We start from the raw sequence: 7711 nt of genomic DNA, 5'->3' as shown, positions 1-7711 counted from the left end.
ATCATCGCGGTCTACGGGGTCAACGATATGGCACCGTGGGGACACATGTATGTCAATCCTGGTCTAACAGAGCCTAACTTATTCCCACTCAGTTTCGAAAATCGAATGGTTTTGAAGTTTCGAAAGCGGCGTCCCAACATGCGTAAGGGCATGTTGGGACGCATCAGTAAAACGGGAAACGACTCACGCGAGAAGGCGCCGCCCCGTCGCCTCGAGACGTGCGACAGGCAGATTAGGTTTGGGGAGTAGAACGGCCCTTGCGCGAGGCGTGAATTGTAATCGATAAAGCCGAGTTTTGAGAACATGCGGTTCATCTCGTCGAACGTTGAGTCGACAGGGGCTTGCGCCACAGTGGGCGACTTGGCGACGCCCATGTCCATGATGCCGGGCACAAGCGTGAATGCGCCACGTGGAGGCGAAGGGGCCGCCCGAGAGGTTGATGGTGAGCGAGCACCAAAGGTCAAGGTAGTCCTCGCCTTCCGGATTTGTGAGGTCGAGGGCGAGCGTCCCTCCCTCGGTCGCGTACAGCGGCGGCAGGCACTCGGCCAGCTCCTCGGTCATAAGCGCTTACATGTCCGTCTCCCCTCCGGGCCACGTCGGACCCCTAGAATCTTCGCCCCGCGGGCAAAGCCTCGGCGCGCCCCATGGCATCTCGACTTTGCCCCCTGCAATGCCGCGCAGCGGAGACACCACCTGAGACGGACGTCGATGCATCGAACCCGAGACCGGGCGCTGCGGCGGGAAGCCTCTCGCGCGGACAATCTGCTCGATCTTGCCGTGCACGTCTTAAAAAAGTTCGAAAAAGGTCTAATAGTACGACATCCGTCGAACAGTCGGGGGTACACACCACTACAGATGGCCCACGGAACGGGGAGCGAGATGGTCGGCGACGGGTTCAAGGCACTCTCCGGCCCCACGCTCCGCCAGGGAGGGCGTCGGGAGGGAGGCCGTAATGGGTGAGAGGAGCGAGCGGCCGGAGCGGGTGTTTCCCGGCAGGACAGACCCGTGGTTCATAGCGGCCATGGTGATTGTGGCGGGCGGTTTATCCGCGGCGTGTATCGCGTGTTTCCTGAGCTCGAGCCCCGCGCTCCTATGGGGCTGGCTCGCGCTGCTGCCCGTCCCGGCCCTCGTGGCCCTGGCCGCCCTTCCCGTCCGCAGCAACCGCCTCGAGCTCTACGGCGACCGCCTCGTCGTCGTGTACGCTGGGATGCGTTCGGTGATACCCTACGCCCACGTGCGGGGCATCCGGCGCACCAGGACGCTCTGGGCGGGGACGGCCAACTCGCTCGACCGCGTCTATATCGAGGCGCCCTACGACGGCGACGCCATCGTCTCGGTGACCGACAACGATGCCCTCGTGGCAGAGCTCGAGCGTAGGTGCGGCCTGCGGCCCGACTGCGAACAAGGCAACTAGCTTCGCAGGGCGGCTATCAGCGACTTGCTGCTCATCGTCATATCACGACGGCCAATTTTGGGTCGGGCTGGCGGAGCACGTCGAGGGCGGAAGGTATGGCGTCGCCCGCATCGTCTTCGGCGCGGAGCCGTCCGATGAGGGGATCCTGCGATTCGTTGCCAGCAAATGGGCGAAGCTCTCGTTCTTCGGTCACGATTCGACCGAGGCGAGCAAGCCCGCAAAGAACCCCAAGCGACGCGCTCGCGAGGCGGCGAAAGCACTTAAGCAGCCGGCGATGAGCACCAAGGCGCAGCAGGCGCTCGCGGCACAGCGGGAAGCAATGAAGCGGGAGTCGGCTCGAGCAAGAAGCCAGCGTCGCGCGGACGAGGCGGAGGTGCGCTTCGAGCAGCGAAAGCTGAAGCGCAAGCAGAAGCATCGTGGGCATTGATCGCCATTCGCAGCAAGGCAAACCATATACAGCAGCGGCGTCAGTTCCACTTGAAGCTGACGCCGCATAGACGCTGATGGAGATGGCTGCGAGCGGGCACGAGCGCGCCGCCGCACCTCATGGCCTGTTTCTCGGGTATTTGGGGCGCGCGGCGTTCAAAAATGCGGAGCGACTCCGCATGGCTCGAGACTGAGCCGAGGTGCCCTACTTCTCGCCCTCCAGCAGCCCCACGATGCGATCGATGTCGACGGCAAAGCGAGGCCTTCCCTCGCGCTCGTAGCGGTCGAGGTATGCCTGGCACTCGGAGACAATGCGTTTGGTGTTGCCATCGATGATGCGCTGGAGCGTCTCGTAGTAGGCCGAGCCCTCGGTCCTGAAGCGGCGCTGGTAGGCCTTGGTTATGGGGAACATCTTGATGTAGTGGATGCCGTGGCGGCAGCCGGGGCGCGTCGTGGGGCGGGGTGGCAACGCAAAGTACTGGTCTTTGGGCACGTTAGGGGCGATGTTGGAACGCAGCGGCACGGCGAAGTCCCTGCGCTTTCCGCGGAAACGCAGCCTCACCACCACGATGCAGGGGCGATTGTGCTTAAGCATGAGCTCACGGTCGCCATCGACGAGGTCGAAGAAGTCCTGGGAGATGGATACGATCTTCATCGGTTACGCCCCCTTCATACGAAGCGGGGCCCGCATCGCTGCAGGCCCCTACAGGTGGGCGATATTCTACGCCTTGCGGCACCCCGTCGCCCACGGAGGTTAAACGTACACGTAAGCCGTACTCTGAAAGCCGCGGCTTCCGGCAAGTAGTTTATACCACGAAAGGTCGCTTTCGATGCGCCTAGCTCGCAAAATAACACTCGCTGGGCCGTCACCCCTGATCTTCTCGACCGTCTCCTCCGGGTACTTATTGCGTGCCACGGGCACCTCCGTCCTTGTTATCGCGATAAACATACCATGAGTGGCGCACGGGTCGAGAAGGGCTGGCGCCAAAAGAGCCCAACGGCCGTTACGGCTTCGTTAGAAACGCGCCCCACCATGGATGGTGAACCCGAAAGTAAGGCGCGCGGGCACGGCGACTCGGCCCGCGCGCCCGGAAGAGAAAGGACGAACCCATGGGTTACATGCTCGAGACGCGCGGGCTCACCAAGCGCTTCGGCCGCGGCGACCAGGCGCAGGACGCCGTGGCCGACGTGAGCCTTCATATCCGCGAGGGCGAGGTGTACGGGCTGCTCGGCCCCAACGGCGCCGGCAAGTCGACAACGCTCAAGATGATCTGCGGGATGCTGCGGCCGACGGCCGGGGAGATCCTCTTTGCCGGGCACGCCTGGCGCCGCGAGGACCTCTACGCAATCGGCAGCCTCATCGAGGAGGCGCCGCTCTACCCCAACCTCACCGCACGCGAGAACCTGCGCGTGCGCACCACGCTGCTGGGCCTTCCCGAGAGCCGCGTAGATGAGGTACTCGCCGCCGTGGACCTCGCGGACACCGGGAAGAAGCGCGCCGGGCGCTTCTCGATGGGCATGCGGCAGCGCCTGGGGCTCGCGCTGGCGCTGATCGCCCGGCCACGCCTGCTCGTGCTCGACGAGCCCACCAACGGCCTCGACCCCATCGGCATCGAGGAGCTGCGCGACCAGATCCGCGGCTTCGCGGCGGCGGGCACGACGGTGATCGTCTCGAGCCACATCCTCTCCGAGGTGCAGCAGATGGCGGACACCATCGGCATCATCTGCGGGGGGCGCCTCGCCTACGAGGATGCGCTTCGGCCCGGGCAGGACCTCGAGGAACTCTTCATGAGCGTCTGCCGGGAGGGGCGTCGAGCGCGCGGGGAGGTGGCGGCATGACGGGCGAGAAAGGCGGCCTGCTCGCGGGCCTGCGCGCCGAGGCCCTGAAGTCGCGCCACGCGGCACCGGTTCGCCTGGCCGTGCTCATGGCGCTGCCGATGCCGCTGCTCGGCGCGATGCCCTACCGGGGCGTGCAGATCTTCAGCGCGTGGAACTACTGGTACGCGCTCTTCCTGCCCGTGGCTCTCTCGCTCGTGGTGGCATGCGTCGCGCGGGCGGACGCGCGCACGCGGATGCGGGGGCTTCTGGGCCTGGGCTTCCCGCTTAGGCGCGCCTGGTGGGCCAAGGCGCTCTGGTGCCTCGCGCTCTGCACGCTCTCGAACCTCGTGGTCTTCGGCATCTACCTCGCGGGATCGGCGTTCTCCTCGCAGGGCCTCACGGCCGCGGGCACGCTCACGATGCTCCTCTGCGCGCTCGCCAACACGGTGACCGCGGCGTGGATGATCCCCGCAGGGCTCTTCCTCACGGCGCGGCTCGGCATGTTCGCGGGCATCTTCTGCCCGCTCGCCGCGCAGCTCATGGGCGGGTTCGCCTGGTCGCTGGTGCCGCTGCCGCAGCTCTTTCCGCCGTCGGCGAGCATGGTCATCCCCACGAGCTTCATCCCCGTGCTGCCAAGCGGCGAGCCACTCGCGGCGGACATGGCGCTCGGCGGGGCGCTCGCGGCGGACGGCATGCTCACACTGGCGGGCCTTGCGGTCTGCGCGCTCGCGTTCGCCGCGCTCACGGCGGCGGGCGCGGCCTGGTTCGCGCGCTCCGAGGAGAGGTGATGGCCGTGACACGACTCTCCGACCCGACGCCGCGCATGACTCTCTCGCGGGCCCTGCTCTCCGAGGCCCTGCGCCTGGCGCGCTCCCCGCTCACGGCGGTGCACCTCGTCTGCGGCCTGGCAGCCGGTCTTGCCTGCGGCGAGTACTTCTCCGTTACCCGATGGGACCCGGCGCTGGGCGCGGACGCCTACGCCCAGTTCCTCGGCGCCCTCATGCCGCTCATGTCCGCCATCGTCTGCGGGCTCGCCGTGGACGAGGAGCGCGCTGCCGGGCGCCTCGCCAACCTCACGGCGGTCCCCTCGCGCGGGCGCGCCGTCGCGGCGAAGCTGCTCGCCCTTGCGGCGCTCGGCGCGGGCGCGCTGGCCGTGGCGCTCGGCGTGTTCGGGGCCGCGCTCGCCGTCGCCGGGCGCCTGCCGCTCGGGCCCGCTCCGCTTGCGGCCGCCTGGGCGGGCATCGTGCTGGGCAGCCTGCCCCTCTACGCGCTGGGGCTCGGCGTGGCCCTGCGCCTCGGCCGCAACGCCGCCATCGGCGCCGGCGCGGCGGGGATGCTCCTCGCGTTCTTCTCAGTGGGCGGACTTGCGCACGGCCTCATGACCGGCGAGCTCACCGGTGCCCTGGCGACGCCCCTGAGCTGGGTGCCGCTCGCCTGGCCCGCGCGCCTGGGGTCGCTCGGGGTGGAGGCCTTCATCGACGCCGCACGCGCGGCGGGCCCTCTCCTCACGACTGCGCTCGCTGGCCTCGTGCTCACCCTGGCAACCGCCGCCGTCCTTATCGCCTGGTTCTGCCGCTTCGAGGACGGGAGGGCAGATGCGTAGGAAGCCGCTCGCCGCCGTGCTCGCCCTCCTCTCCGCAGCGCTCGTCCTGGGCGGGAATGCCCTGCTCGACGCCGGCTGGGGATCGGCGCTGCGCTCGATCGCCGACCGCGTGCTGCCCAACCCTGAGATCGCCATGTGGGCGCCCGCGCCCGAGCCCGGCAGCCACGCGAGCTCCCACGCCGACGCCACCGGGGCGGGGGCGAACTACGTCTACCTGGTGGACGCGGCGGACGACAGGGGCAATGTCCGAGAGCTCCAGCTCATCTTCTTCGGGCGGGAGTCGGACGGCGAGGGCTGGCTCGAGATCGAGGCGCGTGGCGGCTCGGGCGTACGCTACCGCGCGTGCGACGCGGCCGAGCCGCCCTCGGCTGCCCGCGGGGCTCTGGACCGCTGAGCGCGGCGCAAGTACAATGCAACGGGAGTTTCAGGAGGTCGAATATGGCGAGGATACTGGCAGTGGATGACGAGCGGGCGATCCTCGACGTGCTCGCGCGCGTCCTCGGCCGCGACGGCCATGAGGTCGTCAAGGCAGCGGACCCGACGGCGGTCCCGGGGACGGACCTCTCGCGCTTCGACCTCGTGCTCTGCGACGTCATGATGCCGGGGCTCGACGGCTTCGAGCTCGTGCGGCAGATCCGCCCGGACTTCGACGGGCCCATCATCTTCCTGACCGCGCGCGTGGCCGAGGAGGACGCCGTGGCCGGCTACGGCCTGGGCGCCGACGACTACGTCCGCAAGCCCTTCGGGGCCGCGGAGCTGCGCGCCAAGGTCGCGGCCCATCTGCGCCGTGAGCGCCGGCCGCGCTCGCACGCCCTCTCCTTCGGGGAGGTGCGGATCGACCTCGGGGCGCGCGGCCTCGACGTGGGCGGCGAGGCCGTGTCGCTCACGCCCACCGAGTACGCCATCTGCGAGTACCTCGCCCGCCACCCCGGGCAGGTCATGAGCCGCGCGCAGATTCGCGAGGCGGTGCTCGGCTGGGAGAGCGACGCCGACGACGCGGCCATATCCATGCAGGTCAGCCGCGCCCGGAGGAAACTCTCCGAGGCCGGCGCCGATCCGATCGCGACCGTCTGGGGGATGGGGTACAAGTGGCAGCTCTGAGGACCGGGGCGCGAGGTCGCGGGGGCATGCCGCTCTCCTTCGTCATCGCGCGCTATTTCGCCTACGCGTTCGCGGCGGTCGCCACGGCGTGGCTCGCCACGTTCATGGCGCTCTCCGCGGCGATCGACGCGGGCTTCGTCTACGAGGCAAGCTGGGGGCCGGCCAATGCGCGCGAGGTCGCGGAGGGCCTGGCACGCGACGGCGTCTGCGGGCAGCAGGACGTGCCGACGGCGTACCGCTACCTCATCCTGAACAAGGACGGATACGTGCTGATGACAGACCTCGAGGGCACGCGGCTCGAGGACGCGACGGAAATGGCCCGTGCGGCACTCGCCGCGGATCCGGGCACAGTGGAGATCGAGGGCGGGGGCTCGGGCCTCACCTACGCCGCGTTCCCGCTCAAGGGCGGCGGGGCCTGCGCACTCGTCAGCGAGTACCTGCCGCAGTGGGTCTCGCGCGACCTCGCCGGCCTGCTTCCCAACCCGCAGAACCTCATGCTCGTCGGCGCCGCTGCGGGAAGCGCGCTCGCGCTCGCGCTCGTGGCGCGCCGCGCGAGCCGCGTGATCTCGCGCAAGATGGCGCCGCTCGCGGAGGCGGCGGGGCGCGTCGGCGCGGGGGAGCTCGACTTCGCGGTCGGCAGCACCAACGTGCGCGAGGTGAACGACGTCCTCGCCGCGATGGACGCCATGCGGGCCTCCCTCGCCGAGTCGCTCGAGGCCCGCTGGGCCGCGGAGCGGGGGCAGCGCGAGCAGGTGGCGTCGCTCGCCCACGACCTCAAGACGCCGCTCACCGTGCTGCGCGCCAACGCCGACTTCGTGGCGGAGGAGCTGGAAGACGAGAAAGACGCCGACCTCGCGGCCGCCGCGCGCGACATAGCCGGCAGCGTCGAAAGGCTCGACGGCTACGTGCGCCTGCTCATCGAGGCCTCGCGCGGGTCCGGCGGGGCGGAGAGGGCCCCCATGCGGCCGGCCGAGCTCTGCGAGCAGGTCCTCGCCGAGGCCGCCCAGATCGCCCGGGCGCGAGGCGTGACGCTCGACGCGACCACGGGCCCCGCTGTCGCGGGCGCGCCCGAGGCCCCACTCGACCGAACCGCCCTGGCGCGAGCCGCCGCGAACCTCGTGGCCAACGCCGCCGAGCACGCGCGCTCGCGCGTGGCGGTCTCCTGCGACGTCGCGGGCGGGCACCTCGTCATCGAGGTCGCCGATAACGGACCGGGCTTCTCTCCTGCCGCCCTCGAACGCGGCTGCGAGCGCCTCTTCACAGACGACTCATTGGATTGGCAACACCTATTTGGACGATTCCGGGAGGGACAGCCCCGCCTCCCTGAACTCGACCGGAGACATGTAGCC

At 69.2% G+C, this 7711-nt stretch carries 9 protein-coding genes; 8 read left to right on the top strand and 1 reads right to left on the bottom strand.

Annotated elements, in window-relative coordinates:
* Positions 1–952: 952 nt before the first annotated feature.
* Positions 953–1414 (top strand): PH domain-containing protein, encoded by a 462-nt coding sequence (locus AB5405_RS09250; protein WP_368138276.1) that lies wholly within the window; start codon positions 953–955, stop codon positions 1412–1414.
* Complete coding sequence (locus tag AB5405_RS09245) at positions 1350–1841, top strand: YjdF family protein (RefSeq protein ID WP_368138275.1); 492 nt, start codon at positions 1350–1352, stop codon at positions 1839–1841. Before AB5405_RS09250 ends, AB5405_RS09245 begins: the two co-directional genes overlap by 65 nt.
* Before the next feature lie 204 nt (positions 1842–2045).
* Here the strand turns inward: AB5405_RS09245 and AB5405_RS09240 are convergent, their stop codons facing one another.
* Entirely contained in the window at positions 2046–2495 is a 450-nt protein-coding gene (locus AB5405_RS09240) for a hypothetical protein (protein ID WP_055287002.1), read from the bottom strand.
* 455 nt (positions 2496–2950) lie between these two features.
* Here AB5405_RS09240 and AB5405_RS09235 point away from each other — a divergent pair, with 455 nt between their 5' ends.
* The 6 genes from AB5405_RS09235 to AB5405_RS09210 form a co-directional block, all read left to right on the top strand.
* Positions 2951–3679, top strand: a complete 729-nt coding sequence (locus tag AB5405_RS09235) for a lantibiotic protection ABC transporter ATP-binding protein (RefSeq protein ID WP_118082048.1) — start codon at positions 2951–2953, stop codon at positions 3677–3679.
* Positions 3676–4446: an ABC-2 family transporter permease gene (locus AB5405_RS09230; protein ID WP_368138274.1), complete on the top strand. Its 771-nt coding sequence runs from the start codon at positions 3676–3678 to the stop codon at positions 4444–4446. Before AB5405_RS09235 ends, AB5405_RS09230 begins: the two co-directional genes overlap by 4 nt.
* Complete coding sequence (locus tag AB5405_RS09225; protein ID WP_368138273.1) at positions 4446–5261, top strand: ABC-2 family transporter permease; 816 nt, start codon at positions 4446–4448, stop codon at positions 5259–5261. Before AB5405_RS09230 ends, AB5405_RS09225 begins: the two co-directional genes overlap by 1 nt.
* Positions 5254–5655, top strand: coding sequence for a hypothetical protein (locus tag AB5405_RS09220; RefSeq protein WP_368138272.1), 402 nt, complete (start codon positions 5254–5256; stop codon positions 5653–5655). The genes AB5405_RS09225 and AB5405_RS09220 overlap by 8 nt, the downstream gene beginning before the upstream one ends.
* Before the next feature lie 44 nt (positions 5656–5699).
* On the top strand, positions 5700–6362 hold the full coding sequence (locus AB5405_RS09215; RefSeq protein WP_195364385.1) for a response regulator transcription factor: 663 nt from the start codon (positions 5700–5702) through the stop codon (positions 6360–6362).
* 26 nt (positions 6363–6388) lie between these two features.
* Positions 6389–7711: sensor histidine kinase (locus tag AB5405_RS09210; protein ID WP_368138271.1), on the top strand; the 1323-nt coding region annotated here is incomplete at its 3' end.

It is taken from the genome of Collinsella aerofaciens, from assembly GCF_040920445.1.
Classification (GTDB): domain Bacteria; phylum Actinomycetota; class Coriobacteriia; order Coriobacteriales; family Coriobacteriaceae; genus Collinsella; species Collinsella aerofaciens_BH.
This window is presented reverse-complemented; position numbering and strand designations above follow the sequence as displayed.